Origin of the sequence: Metapseudomonas otitidis, assembly GCF_900111835.1 — a bacterium.
Taxonomy (GTDB): Bacteria; Pseudomonadota; Gammaproteobacteria; order Pseudomonadales; family Pseudomonadaceae; genus Metapseudomonas; species Metapseudomonas otitidis.
This window is the reverse complement of the sequence record NZ_FOJP01000015.1, coordinates 14,843-31,650: the sequence shown is the minus strand read 5'-3', so window position 1 is coordinate 31,650 and position 16,808 is coordinate 14,843. Positions and strand designations below refer to the sequence as shown.

Annotated in this window: 20 protein-coding genes; 15 read left to right on the top strand and 5 right to left on the bottom strand. The window is 66.9% G+C overall.

What is annotated here, in order from left to right:
* Nucleotides 1-61: 61 nt before the first annotated feature.
* Nucleotides 62-1,669, bottom strand: a complete 1,608-nt coding sequence (locus BM198_RS19745; RefSeq protein WP_074971850.1) for a methyl-accepting chemotaxis protein — start codon at nt 1,667-1,669, stop codon at nt 62-64.
* A 124-nt stretch (nt 1,670-1,793) separates the two neighbouring features.
* Between BM198_RS19745 and arfB the strand changes: the two genes are divergently transcribed.
* On the top strand, nt 1,794-2,207 hold the full coding sequence (arfB, locus tag BM198_RS19740; protein ID WP_074971849.1) for an alternative ribosome rescue aminoacyl-tRNA hydrolase ArfB: 414 nt from the start codon (nt 1,794-1,796) through the stop codon (nt 2,205-2,207).
* A 39-nt stretch (nt 2,208-2,246) separates the two neighbouring features.
* Here arfB and BM198_RS19735 read toward each other — a convergent pair whose 3' ends face one another.
* Genes BM198_RS19735 through phhA form a run of 3 tightly spaced genes read right to left on the bottom strand, consistent with a single transcriptional unit; the run spans nt 2,247 to nt 4,684 of the window.
* Nucleotides 2,247-3,440: an amino acid aminotransferase gene (locus BM198_RS19735; protein ID WP_074971848.1), complete on the bottom strand. Its 1,194-nt coding sequence runs from the start codon at nt 3,438-3,440 to the stop codon at nt 2,247-2,249.
* Complete coding sequence (locus BM198_RS19730) at nt 3,437-3,793, bottom strand: 4a-hydroxytetrahydrobiopterin dehydratase (RefSeq protein WP_074971847.1); 357 nt, start codon at nt 3,791-3,793, stop codon at nt 3,437-3,439. The genes BM198_RS19735 and BM198_RS19730 overlap by 4 nt, the downstream gene beginning before the upstream one ends.
* 60 nt (nt 3,794-3,853) lie before the next feature.
* Nucleotides 3,854-4,684, bottom strand: a complete 831-nt coding sequence (phhA, locus tag BM198_RS19725; protein WP_341865222.1) for a phenylalanine 4-monooxygenase — start codon at nt 4,682-4,684, stop codon at nt 3,854-3,856.
* Nucleotides 4,685-5,040: 356 nt separating this feature from the next.
* Here phhA and BM198_RS19720 point away from each other — a divergent pair, with 356 nt between their 5' ends.
* Nucleotides 5,041-6,600, top strand: a complete 1,560-nt coding sequence (locus BM198_RS19720) for a sigma-54-dependent transcriptional regulator (protein WP_074971845.1) — start codon at nt 5,041-5,043, stop codon at nt 6,598-6,600.
* Between the two features lie 234 nt (nt 6,601-6,834).
* Here the strand turns inward: BM198_RS19720 and BM198_RS19715 are convergent, their stop codons facing one another.
* A complete protein-coding gene (locus tag BM198_RS19715; protein WP_044411536.1) occupies nt 6,835-7,545 on the bottom strand; it encodes an XRE family transcriptional regulator in 711 nt (236 codons plus the stop codon).
* Nucleotides 7,546-7,692: 147 nt separating this feature from the next.
* Between BM198_RS19715 and BM198_RS19710 the strand changes: the two genes are divergently transcribed.
* The 13 genes from BM198_RS19710 (at nt 7,693) to BM198_RS19655 (ending at nt 16,807) form a co-directional block, all read left to right on the top strand.
* Entirely contained in the window at nt 7,693-8,223 is a 531-nt protein-coding gene (locus tag BM198_RS19710; RefSeq protein ID WP_044411537.1) for a hypothetical protein, read from the top strand.
* 161 nt (nt 8,224-8,384) lie between these two features.
* Nucleotides 8,385-8,759: a putative holin gene (locus BM198_RS19705; RefSeq protein WP_044411540.1), complete on the top strand. Its 375-nt coding sequence runs from the start codon at nt 8,385-8,387 to the stop codon at nt 8,757-8,759.
* Nucleotides 8,752-9,027, top strand: coding sequence for a phage holin family protein (locus BM198_RS19700; protein WP_044411543.1), 276 nt, complete (start codon nt 8,752-8,754; stop codon nt 9,025-9,027). The genes BM198_RS19705 and BM198_RS19700 overlap by 8 nt, the downstream gene beginning before the upstream one ends.
* 90 nt (nt 9,028-9,117) lie before the next feature.
* A complete protein-coding gene (locus BM198_RS19695) occupies nt 9,118-9,651 on the top strand; it encodes a phage neck terminator protein (RefSeq protein WP_074971844.1) in 534 nt (177 codons plus the stop codon).
* 1 nt (nt 9,652) lies between these two features.
* Nucleotides 9,653-11,152, top strand: a complete 1,500-nt coding sequence (locus BM198_RS19690) for a DUF3383 domain-containing protein (protein ID WP_074971843.1) — start codon at nt 9,653-9,655, stop codon at nt 11,150-11,152.
* A gap of 62 nt (nt 11,153-11,214) precedes the next feature.
* A complete protein-coding gene (locus BM198_RS19685) occupies nt 11,215-11,646 on the top strand; it encodes a phage structural protein (protein WP_044411548.1) in 432 nt (143 codons plus the stop codon).
* A 2-nt stretch (nt 11,647-11,648) separates the two neighbouring features.
* Nucleotides 11,649-12,056, top strand: a complete 408-nt coding sequence (locus BM198_RS19680; RefSeq protein WP_074971842.1) for a phage tail assembly chaperone — start codon at nt 11,649-11,651, stop codon at nt 12,054-12,056.
* Nucleotides 12,053-12,217, top strand: a complete 165-nt coding sequence (locus BM198_RS30215) for a hypothetical protein (RefSeq protein ID WP_160158626.1) — start codon at nt 12,053-12,055, stop codon at nt 12,215-12,217. The genes BM198_RS19680 and BM198_RS30215 overlap by 4 nt, the downstream gene beginning before the upstream one ends.
* Nucleotides 12,207-14,234 (top strand): phage tail tape measure protein, encoded by a 2,028-nt coding sequence (locus tag BM198_RS19675; RefSeq protein ID WP_074971841.1) that lies wholly within the window; start codon nt 12,207-12,209, stop codon nt 14,232-14,234. Before BM198_RS30215 ends, BM198_RS19675 begins: the two co-directional genes overlap by 11 nt.
* A gap of 9 nt (nt 14,235-14,243) precedes the next feature.
* On the top strand, nt 14,244-15,005 hold the full coding sequence (locus BM198_RS19670; protein WP_044411553.1) for a phage baseplate protein: 762 nt from the start codon (nt 14,244-14,246) through the stop codon (nt 15,003-15,005).
* Nucleotides 15,002-15,319: a phage baseplate plug family protein gene (locus BM198_RS19665; protein ID WP_044411556.1), complete on the top strand. Its 318-nt coding sequence runs from the start codon at nt 15,002-15,004 to the stop codon at nt 15,317-15,319. Before BM198_RS19670 ends, BM198_RS19665 begins: the two co-directional genes overlap by 4 nt.
* Entirely contained in the window at nt 15,316-16,173 is an 858-nt protein-coding gene (locus BM198_RS19660; RefSeq protein WP_074971840.1) for a phage protein, read from the top strand. Before BM198_RS19665 ends, BM198_RS19660 begins: the two co-directional genes overlap by 4 nt.
* Entirely contained in the window at nt 16,166-16,807 is a 642-nt protein-coding gene (locus BM198_RS19655) for a Gp138 family membrane-puncturing spike protein (protein WP_052807641.1), read from the top strand. The genes BM198_RS19660 and BM198_RS19655 overlap by 8 nt, the downstream gene beginning before the upstream one ends.
* Nucleotide 16,808 lies beyond the last annotated feature (1 nt).

Genomic DNA, 16,808 nt, shown 5'->3' with positions numbered 1-16,808 from the left:
ACGAAGCCGCCTTGCCCTGATGGGCAAGGCGGCTTTTTTGTGGGCGGGCAGGAGGGGCGGGCTAGACCTGGAAACGCGATACCGAGGACTGCATGGCGGCGGCCACCTGGTCCAGCCGCTGGGCGGCTGCGGCCAGTTCGTGCATGGCCTCGGTGTTGCTGCGGGACATGTGGGCGATGAGTTCGACCCGCTGGGCCACTTCGCTGCTGGCCTTGGACTGCTCGCCGATGGTGTGGGAGATCTCGTCCACCACTTCGGCGGCCTTGTGGGCGCCCTCGCGGATCTCGCTGATGGAGCTGCCGGCCTGGGTGGCGAGGGTGACGCCGTCCTGCACGCGGGTGACGCCGGTCTGCATGCTGTTCACCGCCTGGTCGGTGCTTTCGCGGATGCGCGCGATCATGCCGGTGATCTCCTGGGTGGACTGGGCGGTGCGCGCCGCGAGGTTGCGCACCTCGTCGGCCACCACGGCGAAGCCACGCCCGGCCTCGCCGGCCCGGGCCGCTTCGATGGCGGCGTTGAGGGCCAGCAGGTTGGTCTGCTCGGCGATGCTCTTGATCACCTGGATGATGGAGTGGATCTCTTCGGACGAACGGCCCAGGGCGGTGATGGTGTTGGAGGAGCTGTTCACGGCCTCGGCGATGCGGTTCATGCCGTCCACCACGCCTAGGATGACCTGCCCGCCACTGCTGGCGAGGCCTTCGGAATGGGCGGAAATGCCTTGGGCGTTGCGCGCGTGGTCGGCGATCTGGGCGATGTTGGTGATCATCTGCTCCATGGCGGCGGCCATGCTGGCGGCGCTCTCGGCCTGCTGGTTGGCGCCGTCGACGATGCCCCGTGAGGTGTCGCTGAGGGTGGTGGCGGTGCCGCGCAGCTCTTCGCTCTCCAGGCGGATGCTGGCGATCATCTCGCGCAGGCTGTTCTGCATCTGGGCCAGGGCTTCCATCAGTTGGCCGGCTTCGTCGCGGCTTTCCACCTGGATGCTGTTGCGCAGGTTGCCCTGGGCGATGGCACGGGCCACGTCGATGGTCTTCTTCAACGGGCGCATGATGGCGCTCATCAACTGTGCGGTGGCGAGGCAGAGCACGACGCAGACCAGAACCAGCCCGCCCAACAGCCACCAGGCGGCGCTGTGTACGGCGTCGCTGGCAGTCTGGCGGGCCTCGTCGGCGCGGGTTTCGATCAGGGTGCTGAGCTTCTCGTTGCGCTCCTCCAGCTCGCTGAAAATGCGCTGGAAGTCGCTCAGCTGCGCGCGGCTCGCCTGGGGATCGCGCAGGGCGTCGTCCACCAGCTTGCCGGCTGCTGCGATGTAGGTGTCGATCAGCGGGCGCAGGTCGCGGATGGACTGGCTGAGCTCGGGACTCAGCGGCAGCTTGGCGTTCTCGTCCATGACCTTGCGGAACCACTGGCTATGCTCGCTGAAGTCGTTGCGCACCTGGCTGGCGGCGGCGTTGTCGCCCGGGGCGGCGACGAAGGCGGCGAGCACGTCGGCGCGCAGGGCGTCGTGCATCATGTCGCCTTCCATGTGGTTGCGCAGGGCCGTGACGCTCAGCTGGTTCTCGGCCAGTGCATCGGCGAGGCGGTTCTGCCCGAGCAGGCCGATGCCCCCCAGCAGTGCGGCGGCGAGCACGCTGATGACGCCCGATGCCACCAGTTTCTGACGGATGTTCATCCCCTTGGCCTCCCTTGCGAAGCGGATCGTTGGCTAAGCGTAGTTCAGTGTTGGCGGGCCAGCGTGCTCGCACCAGGGCCTTTGCGCGGCGTATTCTGGGCGCCCTTTTTCGCGGGTCGTCGTCATGCTGCAGATTTCCTCCAACGTCCAGATCCCCGACGACGAGATCGAACTGACCGCCATCCGCGCCCAGGGCGCCGGTGGGCAGAACGTCAACAAGGTCTCCAGTGCGGTGCACCTGCGCTTCGACAGCCAGGCCTCGTCGTTGCCGCCGTTCTACAAGGAACGCCTGCTGGCGCTGCGGGATGCGCGCATCACGGCCGATGGGGTGGTGGTGATCAAGGCCCAGCAATACCGGACCCAGGAGCAGAACCGTGCCGATGCGCTGGAGCGCCTGGCGACGCTGATCCGCGAGGCGGCGGTGGTGCAGAAGAAGCGCCGGCCGACGCGCCCCACCCTCGGCTCCAAGACCCGTCGCCTCGACGGCAAGAGCAAGCGCGGGGCGATCAAGGTCGGGCGCGGCAAGGTGGATTACTGAGCCGACCGGGCGACCCCGGGCAGGGGCCGCCCGGTGCGCTCAGCAGACCTTGGCGATGGCGGCGGCGAGGTCGCCGATGCGGCTGAAGTCCAGCCCGGCGACGTTGGCGCGGCCGGTGCCCACCATGTAGATGCTGAACTCGCTGCGCAGTCGCGCCACCTGCTCCGGCGACAGGCCGGTGTAGGAGAACATGCCGCGCTGCACGCCGATGTGGGCGAAGCGCTCGGCCAGGCCGTAGGGCTGCAGGGCTTCCACCAGGCCCCGGCGCAGGTCGGCGACGCGGCGGCGCATGCCCTCCAGCTCGGTGATCCATTCGGCTTTCAGCTTGGCGTCCTCGAGGATGGTGGCGACCACGGCGGCGCCGTGGGCGGGCGGGGTGGACCACAGGTTGCGCGCGTGGAAGGCCAGTTGGCTGCGGACGTCGGCGAGCTTCTCGGCATCTTCGGCGCAGACGATGAGGGCGCCGGTGCGTTCGCGGTAGAGGCCGAAGTTCTTTGAGCAGGAGCTGGTGACCAGCACCTCCGGCAGGTTTTCGGCGAACAGGCGCACGGCCCAGGCGTCGTCGTCCAGGCCATCTCCGAAGCCCTGGTAGGCGAAGTCGATCAGTGGCAGCAGTTCGCGGCGCTTAACCACCTCCAGCACCCGTTGCCAGTCGGCCTGGGCCAGGTCGAAGCCGGTGGGGTTGTGGCAGCAGGCGTGCAGCAGCACCACGTCGCCGACGGGAATGCGCTCGAAGGCCGCCAGCAGGCCTTCGACATCGAGACGGTTGGCGGCGTCCACGTAGGGGTAGTGGCTGATCGCGACGCCGACGGCGTTGAAGATGGTTTCGTGGATCGGCCAGGTCGGGTCGCTCAGCCAGACGCCACGGCCCGGCAGGTTGCGGGCGATGAACTCGGCGGCCAGGCGCAGGGCGCCGGTACCGCCCGGGGCCTGGGTGGTGCCAGCGCGACCGGCGCGCTGTACGGGGTTGCCGATGCCCAGCACCAGGTCCTGCAGCAGGCGGCCGAAGGCGGCGTCACCGTGGCCACCGACGTAGGTCTTGGTGGTTTCCAGCTCCAGCAGGCGCTGCTCGGCGTGCTTCACGGCGTGGGGAATGGGGGTGAGGCCGCGGGCGTCCTTGTAGACGCCGACGCCCAGGTCGAGCTTGTTGGGGTGGGTGTCCTGGCGGAAGGCGTCCATCAACCCGAGGATGGGGTCGCCCGGCACCCGGCCCACGGCGGCGAAGTGGCTCATTTGCGGCCCTCGGCGGTTTCGGCGATGCGGTCGGTGCGCGCGGCCATGATGAAGTCGTTGCGGTGCAGGCCCTTGGCTTCGTGGCTCCACCAGGTGACGGTGACCTTGCCCCACTCGGTGAGCAGGCCCGGGTGATGGCCTTCTTCCTCGGCGGCGGCGCCGACGGCGTTGGTGAAGGCCAGGGCGTGGCGGAAGGTGCGGAACAGGAAGACCTTCTCCAGCTGCATGATTCCGTCGCGGACTTCGATGTTCCAGTCCGGGATCTCCTTGATCAGCGTGGCCAGTTCGTCTTCGGAAACCAGCGGGGCGCCGGCGCGGCAGGCTTCGCAGTGGGCTTGGGACAAGGCGGTCATGGGGTTCTCCGTTGTTCGTTCGGCCGGCGTGGCTCGCCGGCTCCTTGAGTCTGGTTCGGTTCAGGCCGCCTTGGGCGGGAATTTCGGCGCGTGCAGGCCGAGGGCCATGGCCTGGTGGACCAGGGTCATGATGTCCTCGTGGGCCAGCTCGAACAGGCGCTTCAGCTCCGGCAGCACGAAGTACAGGGGTTGCAGGATATCGATCCGGTACGGCGTGCGCATCGCTTCCAGCGGGTCGAAGGCCTGGTGCTCGGGCTCGCTGGACAGCGAATAGACCGTCTCCTTGGGCGAGGAGAGGATGCCGCCGCCATAGATGCGGCGGCCCTGGGGCGTGTCCACCAGGCCGAACTCGATGGTCATCCAGTAGAGGCGGGCGAGGTACACGCGCTCTTCCTTGGTGGCCTTGAGGCCGAGCTTGCCGTAGGTGTGGGTGAACTCGGCGAACCAGGGATTGGTGAGCAGGGGGCAGTGGCCGAAGATCTCGTGGAAGATGTCGGGCTCCTGCAGGTAGTCCAGCTCCTCCGGGGTGCGGATGAAGGTGGCCACGGGGAACTGCTGGCTGGCCAGCAGCTCGAAGAACGTCTGGAAGGGGATCAGCGCCGGGACGCGGGCAACGCGCCAGCCGGTGGCGGCCTGGAGCACGCGGTTGATCTCGTCGAGCTGGGGGATGCGGTCGTGGGGCAGGGCGAGGCGTTCGATGCCGTTCAGGTAGTCCTGGCAGGCGCGCCCTTCGATCACCTTGAGCTGGCGGGTGATGAGGGTGTTCCAGACGGCGTGCTCGCTGTCCGGGTAATGGATGAAGCCGCTGTCGTCCGGCTCGCGGGCCACGTAGTGGGTGGTTTTCATTCGGCCTCCCAGGGCGCGACGTTGTTGTTGTGTTGACCCAGGGATACCGCGTTTCGGTGGGCTGGGGCGGTGCAGGAGGTCGGGCTGGATGGGGAGGCGGGGGTGTGTTTCGTAACGAATTCTTTACGATTTTGCCGGTGGCCGGTGTTTCGGCCTTGCTGGTGCGTCGAAGCGTCACATATTCTTGACGGAAAAATCGGGCAGGACGCTGATTTTCCCGGCACTGCCCCTGGTGTGCGCCTCTAAAAACGTAGGCGAGGCAGTCAGCGCAAGGCAAAAACAGGCGAAAAAGCGCAGTTTACGTGGTGTAAATGAGTACTTTGAGTCGGTTTTTAACGCAGCGATGACAACGCAGGTAGTTTTTGGAGGTGCACTGACAAGAGCCCGTTTCGGGGTGCCGCATGCGTATCAAAGTCCATTGCCAGAACCGCGTAGGGATCCTGCGCGACATCCTCAACCTGCTCGTCGACTACGGCATCAACGTCAACCGTGGCGAAGTGGGCGGGGACCAGGGCAACGCCATTTATCTGCTGTGCCCCAACCTCATCAACCTGCAACTGCAATCCCTGCGGCCGAAGCTGGAGGCCATCCCCGGCGTATTCGGCGTGAAGCGCGTGGGGCTGATGCCCAGCGAACGCCGTCACCTGGAGCTGAACGCCCTGCTGGGGGCGCTGGAGTTCCCGGTGCTGTCGGTGGACATGGGCGGCTCCATCGTCGCCGCCAACCGCGCGGCGGCGCAGTTGCTGGGCGTGCGGGTGGACGAGGTGCCGGGCATCCCGCTGTCGCGCTACGTGGAGGATTTCGACCTGCCGGAGGTGGTGCGGGCCAACAAGGCGCGGGTGAACGGCTTGCGCATCAAGGTGCGCGGCGACGTGTTCCTGGCCGACATCGCGCCGCTGCAATCCGAGCACGACGAGAGCGAGGCCCTGGCCGGCGCGGTGCTGACCCTGCACCGCGCCGACCGGGTGGGGGAGCGCATCTACAACGTGCGCAAGCACGAGCTGCGCGGCTTCGACAGCATCTTCCAGAGTTCGCGGGTGATGACGGCGGTGGTGCGCGAGGCGCGGCGCATGGCACCGCTGGACGCGCCGCTGCTGATCGAGGGCGAGACCGGCACCGGCAAGGAGCTGCTGGCCCGTGCCTGCCACCTGGCGAGCCCGCGCGGGCAGTCGCCGTTCATGGCGCTGAATTGCGCCGGGCTGCCGGAATCCATGGCCGAGACGGAGCTGTTCGGCTACGGCCCCGGGGCCTTCGAGGGCGCCCGGCCGGAGGGCAAGCTGGGGCTGCTGGAGCTGACCGCCGGCGGCACGCTGTTTCTCGATGGGGTGGGGGAGATGAGCCCCCGCCTGCAGGCCAAGCTGCTGCGCTTCCTGCAGGACGGCTGCTTCCGCCGGGTGGGCAGCGACGAGGAGGTGTACCTGGACGTGCGGGTGATCTGCGCCACCCAGGTGGACCTGTCGGAGCTGTGCGCGCGGGGCGAGTTCCGCCAGGACCTCTACCACCGCCTCAACGTGCTGTCCCTGCACATCCCGCCGCTGCGCGAATGCCTGGATGGGCTGGGGCCGCTGGTGGAACACTTCCTCGACTCGGCCAGCCGGCAGATCGGCTGCCCGTTGCCGACCCTGGCGCCCCAGGCCCTGGAGCGGCTGTCGCGCTACCACTGGCCGGGCAACGTGCGGCAGCTGGAGAACGTGCTGTTCCAGGCCGTCTCCCTGTGCGAAGGCGGCCAGGTGCGTGCCGAGCACATCCGCCTGCCGGACTACGGCGCGCCGCAGCCCCTTGGGGACTTCTCCCTGGAAGGCGGGCTGGAGGTCATCGTCGGGCGCTTCGAGCGGGCGGTGCTGGAGCGGCTGTTCGCCGACCACCCCAGCAGCCGGCAACTGGGCAAGCGCCTGGGGGTGTCGCACACCACCATCGCCAACAAGCTGCGGCAGTACGGATTGGGTCGGGAAGAGGCTTGAGCCGGCAGGCCGCTGGGGTTCCAGGCGGGGCAGCACAGGGCGTGTTCAACGGCCTGTTAGACCTTGGTGCAATGGTTGGGCCGGCGCTCGGGGGGTACAAAGGACGCGTCTGAATCTTGCGTGATCGGACACAAGCGTTTCTAGCATTCCCATCCCGGAATGAATTGGGCGGGCGACCAGATGGTCGCCCATTTTTTTGCCTGTGTTCCGGAGGTCGCGCGGTGCCAGCGCTGCCTAGAGCAGCACCGAATACCAGAACACCCGGCCAATGACGTTGATGTGCTCGGCCACTTCGGTGGCCTCGTAGCGTTCGTCGGGGTGTTCGTCGCTGTTGAAGCTGCGGATGCGCAGCCCGCCGCCGGGGAGGCGGTAGAGCAGCTTCACCCGCAGTTGCCCGTCGTGGTCGAAGGCGTACATGTCGCCGTCCTTGATGGTGCGCGAGCTGGTGTCCACGCCCACCGTGCTGCCGTCGGGCAGGACCGGTTCCATGCTGTTGCCGTTCACCGTCACGCAGGCCGCGCTGGCCGCGTCGATGTTCTTCTTGCGCAGCGAGTACTTGCCGAAGCGCAGCTTGCGCCCGGTGGTCTGCAGCACCACGGTGCTGCCCTTGCCGCCGGAAAGCTCCACTTCCTTGTAGAAGGGCAGTTCGACCTCGTCGGGGTCCAGCGGGGTGTCGTCGTCCCAGGACTCCACGGCGCCGGCCCAGTTGGCGTTCGCGCCGGACGGCGGCATGCGGGTGTCGAGCATGCCGCCGTGGCCTTCGGCGAGCCAGCGTGGGCTGACGCCGCAGACGGTGGCGATCTGCGTGGCAAAACTGGTCGCGCGCGACTTGCCACGCTCCAGATCGGAGATGGAGGCCTGGGTCATGCCAGTCGCCTGGGCGAGCTGGACCTGGCTGAGGTTGGCGTGCTTTCGCGCCGCCCGGATTCGGTCTTTGAGTTCCATGGGGCAGCAGATTAACGGTGCGCCTATTTCATTGCAAGCACCTATATATAGGTATTATTATATAAACCTGTGCTGCCCCGTTGCCGTGAACCGGTCGACGGGGCTTTTGTTTAGCCCCGCCACGGGGCATGGAAAAGGAGACAGCCCATGTTTAACAGCACCGAACAGGCCCTGGCCGTAGCGTATTGGATGGCTGAACACCGGGTGGGGCCTAAGTCGTCCACGGCGATGGCGATCGATGTGCTGCGCGAGCGTTTCGACACCCAGTTCGTCGAGCGCCTGCCCAGCGGCCTGAGCCCCCACGAATGGCAGGCCCAGGCCACCATGACGATCCGTTTCGCCCAGCGCCTGCTGGCCGACCATCCCCTCGAATTGGCCGTGGTTCAGGCCGAATACGCCCACGGGCGCGACTTCGTGCTGGCCATGGCGGCCCTGCGTGACTGGCTCAAGCCGCAGGCCGATTCGGCCGAGCAGCGTGCCGCCCTGGCACTGCTGATGCGCATGTTCCGCCGCCCGCCCCACAGCATCCGCGAGATCGAGCGCCTGACCGGCCTGTCCAAGAGCACCCTGCACCGCTGGGACCAGGATTGGCGCGCGCGCGTGGCCCTGAAACTGCGTGAAGCCCTGGCGCGCCTGGAGGCGCCGATGAGCCGTGCGGGGATTGTCGTGGCGCATTGAAAATATTTTTGAAAAAACAGGTTTTCCCATATTGACCTGTTGGGACGATAAAGGTAACCTAGCTCCAAGATCGAAATCAGACCATCAAGAGCCCGCCCACCAGCGGGCTCTTTCGTTTCCGGGCCCGGTCGATCATCGGGCCCTTTTCAAGGAGTCCCATCATGACCGAGCCCAGTGTCGCTGCGGCAATGGCAGGGGGGATGACCGGCGCGGGGTTGGCGATCCTGATCCCCAGCATCGATGGCAACGCGCTGATCGGAGGATTCGGCGGTGCCATCTTCTTCGTGGTGTTCGCCCGTGACTACAAGCCCCTGACCCGCGCCGGCTACCTGCTGGTGTCCTGGGTGGGGGGCTACTACGCCGCCGTCGAGGCGGTCAGTCGCGGGCTGGCCCAGACCAGCGGGGTGGTGGCCTTCGTGGCCGCCACCCTTTGCGTCACCGGGGGGATCGGGATGCTCGAATGGATGCGCGGCGGGCAGTTGCCCAACTGGCTGCGCACCTTGTTGCGCCGAGGCGCGGGAGGCCGCAATGGATGACCCGTTGGCCACCGCGACCCTCTTCGTCTGTTCGGCCATCTGCCTGCGGCTGATCACTTACCGGCGGCGCGGTTCGCGCTTCCGCCCCGGTGTTTCGCTCTGCGCCTACCTGATGGCGCTGTGCACCGGCAGCCAGGCCCTGAGCATCGCGGTCGGCCGCTACCCCGTGGGGCAGCTGTCTCCGTGGATGCTGGGGGTGTTGCTGATCCTGCTGGTCCTGGTCTTTAGGGCCCGCGGCAACCTCGCCCGCATCCTGCGCCTGGGCTGACGCCCGGCGCCCACCCGTTCCATCCCCGGCCTGGCCGGGCGGCCCCGGTCGCCCGCGCTGGGTCGTGCCCTGCATATAAAGGAGAACACCATGAGCATCACTGCCACGCGGCTGGATGTGGCGGCCATGCGCGAAGCGCTGCGCAGCCTGCTGGAGCTGCCGGCCGGGGCGCTGGTGGCCGCCGACCAGGCCGCTGCGCCGCCGGCGGGCCTGTACGCCAGCCTGCGCGAGCAGCAGTCCGCCGAGGTGGGCGTGTCCCGCCGCGAGTTCAACGGCAATGGCGAGCGGGAAACCGTCTTCACCGCCTGTGAAACCACCTTCCACCTCATCACCCATGGCCCCGGGGCGCTGGATCTGGCGCACGACGCGCGTTCGATCCTGCAGTCCAGCCGGGCCCTGGACAGCTTGCGCCGGCTGGGCGTTGCCATGCCGCGCATGAAACCCATCGACAACCTGTCCGCCGTCGAGGCGGGCGTGGCCAAGGAGCAGGCCCGTCTGGAACTGGTCCTCGCCCACGGCCACCAGGTGGTCCTGGAACAGAAACGCATCGCTTCCTCGGTGGTGACCGCCCACACCGATACGGGCCTCACCGCCACCCTTACAGTGAATCCAACGGAGACCTGATATGTCCCTTCCGCTTTCGCAGATCGTCAACGTACAACTCAACGTTCAACCGGTGGCCAGCCCGCGCCGTGACTTCGGCCAGCTCGCCCTGTTCACCCCCGTGGCCGGCAACGTCTTCACCGACGCCGCCACCCTCTACATCAGCTGCGCCAGCCAGGCCGAGGTGGAAGCCGCCTTCGGCAGCACCTCCCAGACCGCCCTGGCCGCCAGCGCCTTCTTCGCCCAGAGCCCGCGACCCAAGCAACTGCTGGTGGCGCGCTGGCTGAAGAACACCCGCAACGTGCCGGCGGTGAAGGCCGCCCTCAACGGCACGCCGCTGGTGGCCACCCTGGACCAGCTCAAGGCCATCAGCGCCGGCCAGTTCTCGGTGACCGTGGACGGCGTCCGCCAGGACGTCACTGGCCTGAACTTCAGCGCCGCCAGCGACCTGCCGGCCATCGCCGCGCTGATCGACGCCAAGCTCACCGCCCAGGCCGTCAGCTGCCGCTATGACGCCGTGGCCAACCGCTTCATCCTCGAAGCCGACGTCGCCGGCCAGGCCAAGTCCGTCGGTTTCGTCCAGGACCTGGGCGCCACCGGCACCTACCTGGGTGGCCTGCTGCGCCTGGAGAACGGCATGGCGCAGAAGGTCGCCGGCCGCGATGCCCTGGTGCTGGCTGCGCAGACCCTGCCCGAGGCCTTCACCGCGCTGCTGGAGGTCAACTCCGGCTGGTACGCCGCCACCGTCGCCGCGTCCCTGACCGATGACGAGATCGAACAGGCGGCCGCCTGGGTACTGGCTGCGGACAAGAAGGTCTTCGGCGTCACCACCCAGAACCCCAGCCACCTGGAGAATGTGCCGAGCAACCCGTTCAAGCGCCTGAAGGATCGCCAGAGCTACCGCACCGTCGCGGTCTACGACAAGAACGACCCCTACGCCGTGGCCAGCTGGCTGGCGCGCGCGCTGTCGGTGAACTTCGCCGCCAACAACTCCACCCTGACCATGAAGTTCAAGCAGTTGCCGGGCATCAGCGCCGACAACCTGACCCTCACCGAAGCGGACAAGTGCCGGAAGCTGGGCCTAAACTTCTACACCTACTTCGACGAGTCGGCCATGGTCGCCGAGGGCACCGTGATCGGTGGCCGCTTCTTCGATGAAGTGCACATCCTCGACTGGTACGTCGACGCGGTGCAGAAGGAGGTCTTCGCCACCCTCTACCGCTCTTCGAGCAAGGTGCCGCTGACCGACGCCGGTGTGGCGCGCCTGCTGGCCGCCGTGCGCAAGGTCTGCCGCGAGGGCGTGAACAACGGTGCCTTCGCCCCCGGTGTGTGGAACGGCGACCCCTTCGGCAACCTGGTCAGCGGCGAGCGCCTGGACGAGGGCTACTACGTCTGGGCCGACAGCGTCGACAACCTGTCCACCTCCGACCGCGAGCAGCGCAAGGCGCCGCCGATCCAGGTGGCCCTGAAGATGGCCGGCGCCGTTCACTCCGTGGACGTGCTGGTCAACTTCGACCGCTGATCCCGACCCACCCAACGTTTTCCGGCCCCCGCGTGGGGCCTTTCTATTTCCGGAGATTTTCCATGGCTATCTACGACCAGAAACAACTGTCCGTCCTGATCAACGGCTACGAGATCAGCGACTGGGGCGCCGGCGCCGATGTCCTCAAGCTGGCTTTCACCGCCGAATCCGGCTCCATGAAGATCGGCAGCAACGGCACCGGCGTGTTCGTTGCCAACAACGACCGGTCCGCGACCCTCACCCTGAAGCTCAAGCAGCACTCGCGTGACAACAAGTTCCTCAACAGCCTGCGCCTGCTGCAGGAAGGCAACCTCAAGGCCTTCACCCCGCTGACCCTGGAAATGCGCGACCTGCTCAACGAAGACCTGATCAGCGCCACCCGCGGCTACTTCACCAAGCGTCCCGAGGTGACCCGTGGCAGCGAGGCCAACGACACCACCTGGACCATCGTCTTCGAGCGCGCCAACGTGAACCTGGAACAAGGAGTCGCCTGACCATGAACGCCGAACATCGCATCAACCTCGACGGCTTCGACTACGTCATGCGCCCGGCCAACGCCATGCCGGCCTGGAACGCCCTGAAGAAGGCCGCGCGCCTGCTGCAGGGCGTGGAGATCAAGCGCGGCGAGGGCGGCGACAGCCTGGCCATCGGCGCCATCCTGGCCAACCTGGGCGATCCGGTGGTGGCGGAGATCGAAGCGCTGGTGATCCAGCAGACCAACGTGCAACCGGCCGACGGCGCGGTATTCCGCCTCGCCGACCGCGCCGAGGCGCACTTCAACCAACACCGCGGGCACCTGGTGCCGCTGCTGGTGGAGGGGGTGAAGTACCAGTTCGCCGATTTTTTCGCCGCCGCCGCGCCAGCCCTGTCGGCGATTCTGCCGGGACCGGCCAAGGCGGAGTGACCGACTGGTTCCTGTTCACCCCTGTCATGCGCCAGCTCTGCACCCTGCACGAGCTGCGCGCGCTCTACACACTGGCCGACCTGTGCGACTTCCATGACGCGATAGCCGAATGGGACGACGCACAGCGTCAGGCCCACGAGAGGCAGGCCAATGGCAATTGAAATTGGAATCCAACAACTCAGCACGCAGTTCGCGCTGGGCCTGCAGCAGATCACCAACACCCTGAAGCAGGAGCTGAACGTCATCAGCAACACGCTGGTGCAGGAGATCAGCGTGGTGAACCACCTCAGGCAGAACGTCGAGGTCACCCGCAACACCCTGCTCTCCAGCAACAAGGCCCACTACACCTACATCGAGACCCTCAACCAGGTTCAGGGCAAGGCGGCGCAGGTCGAGGGCAGTACCTCCAGGATCGGCGGCGCCATTTCCCAGGTGTCCTCCAAACTCTTCGACTTCGTGCAGTCCTCCCTGGGCAGCCTGAAGGACCTCAAGGCCGGGCCGGATGCCCTGGGCGTCGTCACCGACGAGCAGGCCCAGTCGGCCAAGGACTACCAGACGTCCATGGAGAAACTGGACAAGGTGCTGGACGGGGTCAAGACGCGGGTCGGCCTGGGCCTCGCCCCGCAACTGTCATTCCTGGCGGACCGCTTCCTCGCGGTGGTGGACGCCAACAAGGAGCTGATCACCGAGGGGCTGCAGAAGACCATGACGCTGGTCGCCGAAGGCCTGGATGCGGTCTACAACTTCGGTCGCGCGCTGGACTTCGTGGTCAGCGGAACCGTCGGTTGGGACAACGCCCTGATGATGCTCGGCACGGCCCTGCTCTGGGTCGGCCGCGCCAGCCTGATGGCCTTCGCCACCAACCCCATCATGTGGATCATCGCCGCCCTGGTGGTGGTGATCGCCCTGGTGGACGACTTCATGACCTACCTGGACGGCGGCGAGTCGGCCTTCGGTGGCGTCTGGGAGCCGCTGGTGAAGGGCTTCAAGGAAGTCGGCGCCATCCTGGCGGACATGAAGGCGCAGTTCGACGCCTTCTGGGCGGAGAACGGCGAGACGGTGATGGCCTTCGCCGACGGCCTGATGATGTTCATCGGCGCGGGCATCAGCAACGTCATCAACCTGTTCAAAGGCTTCTTCGCCTTGCTCAGAGGAGATTTCGACGGCGTCAAGGAGGCGTTCGGCGGGATATTCGAAGGCTTGGCCACGCAGTTCGAAGTGATCTGCAGCCTGTTCTCCTGGGAGCCGTTGCTCAACGGCATCGCCGCGGTAGAGGCCGTGCTGAATGGGCTGAAGGCACGGTTCATGGCTCTCTGGGGGGAAATCAGCGAGTCGGCGATGGTCTTCGCCGACGGCCTGGTGGTGTTCATCGGCGCGGGCATCAGCAACGTCATCAACCTGTTCAAAGGCTTCTTCGCCTTGCTCAGAGGAGATTTCGACGGCGTCGAGGAGGCGTTCGGCGGGATATTCGAAGGCCTGGCCACGCAGTTCGAAGTGATCGGCAGCCTGTTCTCCTGGGAGCCGTTGCTCAATGGCATCGCTGCGGTAGAGGCCGTGCTGAATGGGCTGAAGGCGCAGTTCATGGCCTTCTGGACGGAGGGCAGCGAGTCGGTGATGGCCTTCGGCGAGGGCCTGATGGTCGTCATCGGCGCCAGCATCAGCAATCTCTTCAATCTGCTGAAAGGAATCTTCGCCCTCATCATTGGCGACTTCGACGGCCTCAAGCAGGCCTTCAACGGCTGGTTCGAAGGCGTGGCAGCGCAGTTCGAGGTGCTCAGCGCCGGGTTCAAGAAGGTCGCCGGCATGTTCGGCTTCGGTGGCGACAAGGAAGGCGCGCCCGAGGCGGCCAAGGAGTCGCCGGGGATGTTCTCCGGCGTGGCCAACCTCTTCGGCTGGAACAGCACCGACGACCAGGCCGCCACGGCACCTCGCCTGGTGGAAGGCGCCAGCCAGTTCACGGCTGGTGTGCAGGATGCACAGAGCCGCGCGGCGCTGGGCGCCGGCGTCGGCGCCGCCGCCCTCGTGGCGCCGGTGAGCAACAACAGCTTCAACCAGTCGGTCACGGTCCACGTGAGCGGAGACAACCCCCAAGCCATCGGACGGGAGGTCGCCGAGCAGGTGGCCTCCAACCAGCAGCGCCTGGCCACCCACAACAACCAGAGTGACATCAGACAGTGAGGTGAATCGATGGTCATGCTGATCAACCGCCGCATCGGCACGATGAGGCTCGATGCGGTCATCAACGAAACCCACACCGCTGAACTCAAGATCACCGAAAACCCGGTGGAGAGCGGCGCCAACATTGCCGACCACGCCTATGCGCAGCCCCGCACATTGAAGATCAAGGGCATCGTGGTCGAGCATTACGACCCCCTGGCGGCCCTGGCCGCCGAGGTCACGCCGGGGCTGCGCAGCAGTGTCGACTTCGTCGACGAGGTGAAGCCGGGGATCCTGGCCAACCTGACCCGGCAGGCCCGCAATCGGGCCCAGCGCGAGCTCAAGAGCTGGCTCAAGCCCCAGGTGGATACGCCCAAGGCCCGGCCCCTGGCGCCCTGGATGCTGGAGTACCAGCCGCTGTCGCGCTTCGACAGCTCGCCCAGCCAGTCGCGCCTGCAACAGGTCTACCAATGCCTGCTGGACACCCAGAAGGCCGGTGAGCTGCTGCAGGTGCAGACCGGTTTCTACCTGTACAAGAACATGCTGCTCACCACGATTTCCGCCGTGCAGGCCATCGATGGCGCCATCGAGCTGGACCTGACCCTGCGCGAAGTCCTGGTGGTGGACACCCGCGTCATCAACGGCGTGGTCACCCCGGCGGCCGGGACCAAGCGCTCCGGCCGCTCCCAGTGCCAGGCAGCGGAGAAGAAGTCCAAGGGCAAGACCACGCCCAAGACCAAGAAGCGCAATGAGAGCTTTGCGCATGCGGTAGGCAGGACGGTGTTCTCATGAAGCAGATCCCCATCAGCAGCGACCCGCTGCAGGAGCAGAGCTTCGAGTTCGCCGGCTACCGCCTGCGCCTGACCCTTCGCTACAACAGCATCGGCGACCACTGGGCCATCGACCTGCTGGACGAGGCCAAGGGCACCTGGCTGGCCCAGGGCCTGACGCTGGTGACCGGCGTGCCGATGCTCTGGCGCAGCACCCTGCCGTTCTTCCTCTGGCTGGAGGATGTCAGCGGCGTCGGCCTCGACCCCATCGGCGGCGATGACATGGGCAGCCGCTGCCTGCTCCACATCGGCGAGAAAGCGGAGGTGCAGCCATGAGGCAGTTCGGCCGGCGTTACCGCCTGATCCTCGGTGCTGACCAGGAAGGGCTGGTGATCGACAGCCTGCGGGTGGCCTTCGACTTCACCAAGAGCATCGACAACAAGCCCAACCCGGGGACGATCCGCGTCTGGAACCTCAACCCCGAGCACCGCGAACAACTGCAGGATGGCACCCTGCGCAAGGCCTGGCTCTGGGCCGGCTACAGCGAGCTGCGCCTGCTCTACGCCGGCGACATCGCCGAGGCGGCGGTGGAGCGCAAGGACCTGGACAACATCACCGTGCTCACCTGCGCCACCGGCGCGGTGGATTACCGCGAGGCGCGCATCAGCCGTTCCCTCGCCGCCGGCAGCACCGCCGACGACCACGTCAAGGCAGCGGTGCAGTCGATGAAGTCCACCACGCCGGGGCAGATCACCCTGCCCAAGCAACGGCCCCTGCCGCGCGGCAAGGTGCTGGTGGGGCTGAGCCGCGACGTGCTCAGCCAGGTGGCGGCGGAGCAGGGCGCCGACTGGTCCATCCAGGACGGCGAACTGCTGCTGTTGCCCGCCGGCAACGTGCTGGACGACCAGGCCGTGTTCCTCTCCCAGGAAACCGGCCTGATCGGATCACCCAAGGAAGTGGAGGGCGGCCTGGAGCTGACCTGCCTGATCGACCCGGCACCCCGGGTCGGTGGCACGGTGCGGGTGAAGTCCATCGAGCCGCGCTTCGACGGCGACTACAAGATCGTCAGGATCATCAGCAAGGGCGACGTCATGGAGAAGGACTGGTTCTGCGTGCTCACCGTGAGCAAGGGCGAGTTCCAGCCGGCCGGCGGCGCCAAGAGCAAATCCGGAGGCAAGAGCAATGGGTAACTACGACTGGCAGACCCCCTCGACCGAGGTCGCCATGGGCACCGCCCTCGACACCCGCATCAAGCGCCTGCACACCGCGCTGCCGGGGCGCATCGTCGCCTTCGATGCCGCCCGCCAGGTGGCCAGCGTGCAGCCGATGATCGAGCAGCAGCTGATGGATGGCTCGCGCCAGCCCCTGCCGATGCTGCCCGACGTGCCGGTGCAGTTCCCCCGGGGCGGCGGCTTCGTGCTGACCTTCCCGGTCAAGCCGGGCGACGAGTGCCTGCTGGTGTTCAACGAGCGCTGCATCGACGGCTGGTGGCATTCCGGTGCTTCCAGCGAACCGCTGGACTACCGCCAGCACGACCTGTCGGACGCCGTGGCGGTGATGGGCATCAGCTCGTTGCCCCAGGTGGTGCCGGCCTTCGCCACCGACGCGGTGGAGCTGCGCCGGCTGGACGGTTCGGCCTACGTACGCCTGGACGAGGGCGGCACCCTGACGCTGGACGGCGCCAAGGTGCTGATCAAGTGCCCGGTGGTGTTCGAGGCCGGCATGACCGGCAAGGGCGACGTGGTGTCCAGCGGCATCAGCCTGGAACGCCACCTGCACGGCCAGGTCATGGCCGGCCCGGCCGTCACCGGCGTGCCGCAATGAG

What these genes read in the sequence shown, in the direction of transcription:
- arfB (WP_074971849.1), top strand. Translation starts at nt 1,794, where the DNA reads ATGCTGCAGATTTCCTCCAACGTCCAGATCCCCGACGACGAGATCGAA.
- BM198_RS19660 (WP_074971840.1), top strand. Translation starts at nt 15,316, where the DNA reads ATGAGGCAGTTCGGCCGGCGTTACCGCCTGATCCTCGGTGCTGACCAG.
- BM198_RS19655 (WP_052807641.1), top strand. Translation starts at nt 16,166, where the DNA reads ATGGGTAACTACGACTGGCAGACCCCCTCGACCGAGGTCGCCATGGGC.
- BM198_RS19665 (WP_044411556.1), top strand. Translation starts at nt 15,002, where the DNA reads ATGAAGCAGATCCCCATCAGCAGCGACCCGCTGCAGGAGCAGAGCTTC.
- BM198_RS19675 (WP_074971841.1), top strand. Translation starts at nt 12,207, where the DNA reads ATGGCAATTGAAATTGGAATCCAACAACTCAGCACGCAGTTCGCGCTG.
- BM198_RS19710 (WP_044411537.1), top strand. Translation starts at nt 7,693, where the DNA reads ATGTTTAACAGCACCGAACAGGCCCTGGCCGTAGCGTATTGGATGGCT.
- BM198_RS19705 (WP_044411540.1), top strand. Translation starts at nt 8,385, where the DNA reads ATGACCGAGCCCAGTGTCGCTGCGGCAATGGCAGGGGGGATGACCGGC.
- BM198_RS19730 (WP_074971847.1), bottom strand. Translation starts at nt 3,793, where the DNA reads ATGACCGCCTTGTCCCAAGCCCACTGCGAAGCCTGCCGCGCCGGCGCC.
- BM198_RS19685 (WP_044411548.1), top strand. Translation starts at nt 11,215, where the DNA reads ATGGCTATCTACGACCAGAAACAACTGTCCGTCCTGATCAACGGCTAC.
- BM198_RS19670 (WP_044411553.1), top strand. Translation starts at nt 14,244, where the DNA reads ATGGTCATGCTGATCAACCGCCGCATCGGCACGATGAGGCTCGATGCG.
- BM198_RS19715 (WP_044411536.1), bottom strand. Translation starts at nt 7,545, where the DNA reads ATGGAACTCAAAGACCGAATCCGGGCGGCGCGAAAGCACGCCAACCTC.
- BM198_RS19700 (WP_044411543.1), top strand. Translation starts at nt 8,752, where the DNA reads ATGGATGACCCGTTGGCCACCGCGACCCTCTTCGTCTGTTCGGCCATC.
- BM198_RS19695 (WP_074971844.1), top strand. Translation starts at nt 9,118, where the DNA reads ATGAGCATCACTGCCACGCGGCTGGATGTGGCGGCCATGCGCGAAGCG.
- BM198_RS19720 (WP_074971845.1), top strand. Translation starts at nt 5,041, where the DNA reads ATGCGTATCAAAGTCCATTGCCAGAACCGCGTAGGGATCCTGCGCGAC.
- BM198_RS19735 (WP_074971848.1), bottom strand. Translation starts at nt 3,440, where the DNA reads ATGAGCCACTTCGCCGCCGTGGGCCGGGTGCCGGGCGACCCCATCCTC.
- BM198_RS19690 (WP_074971843.1), top strand. Translation starts at nt 9,653, where the DNA reads ATGTCCCTTCCGCTTTCGCAGATCGTCAACGTACAACTCAACGTTCAA.
- BM198_RS19745 (WP_074971850.1), bottom strand. Translation starts at nt 1,669, where the DNA reads ATGAACATCCGTCAGAAACTGGTGGCATCGGGCGTCATCAGCGTGCTC.
- BM198_RS19680 (WP_074971842.1), top strand. Translation starts at nt 11,649, where the DNA reads ATGAACGCCGAACATCGCATCAACCTCGACGGCTTCGACTACGTCATG.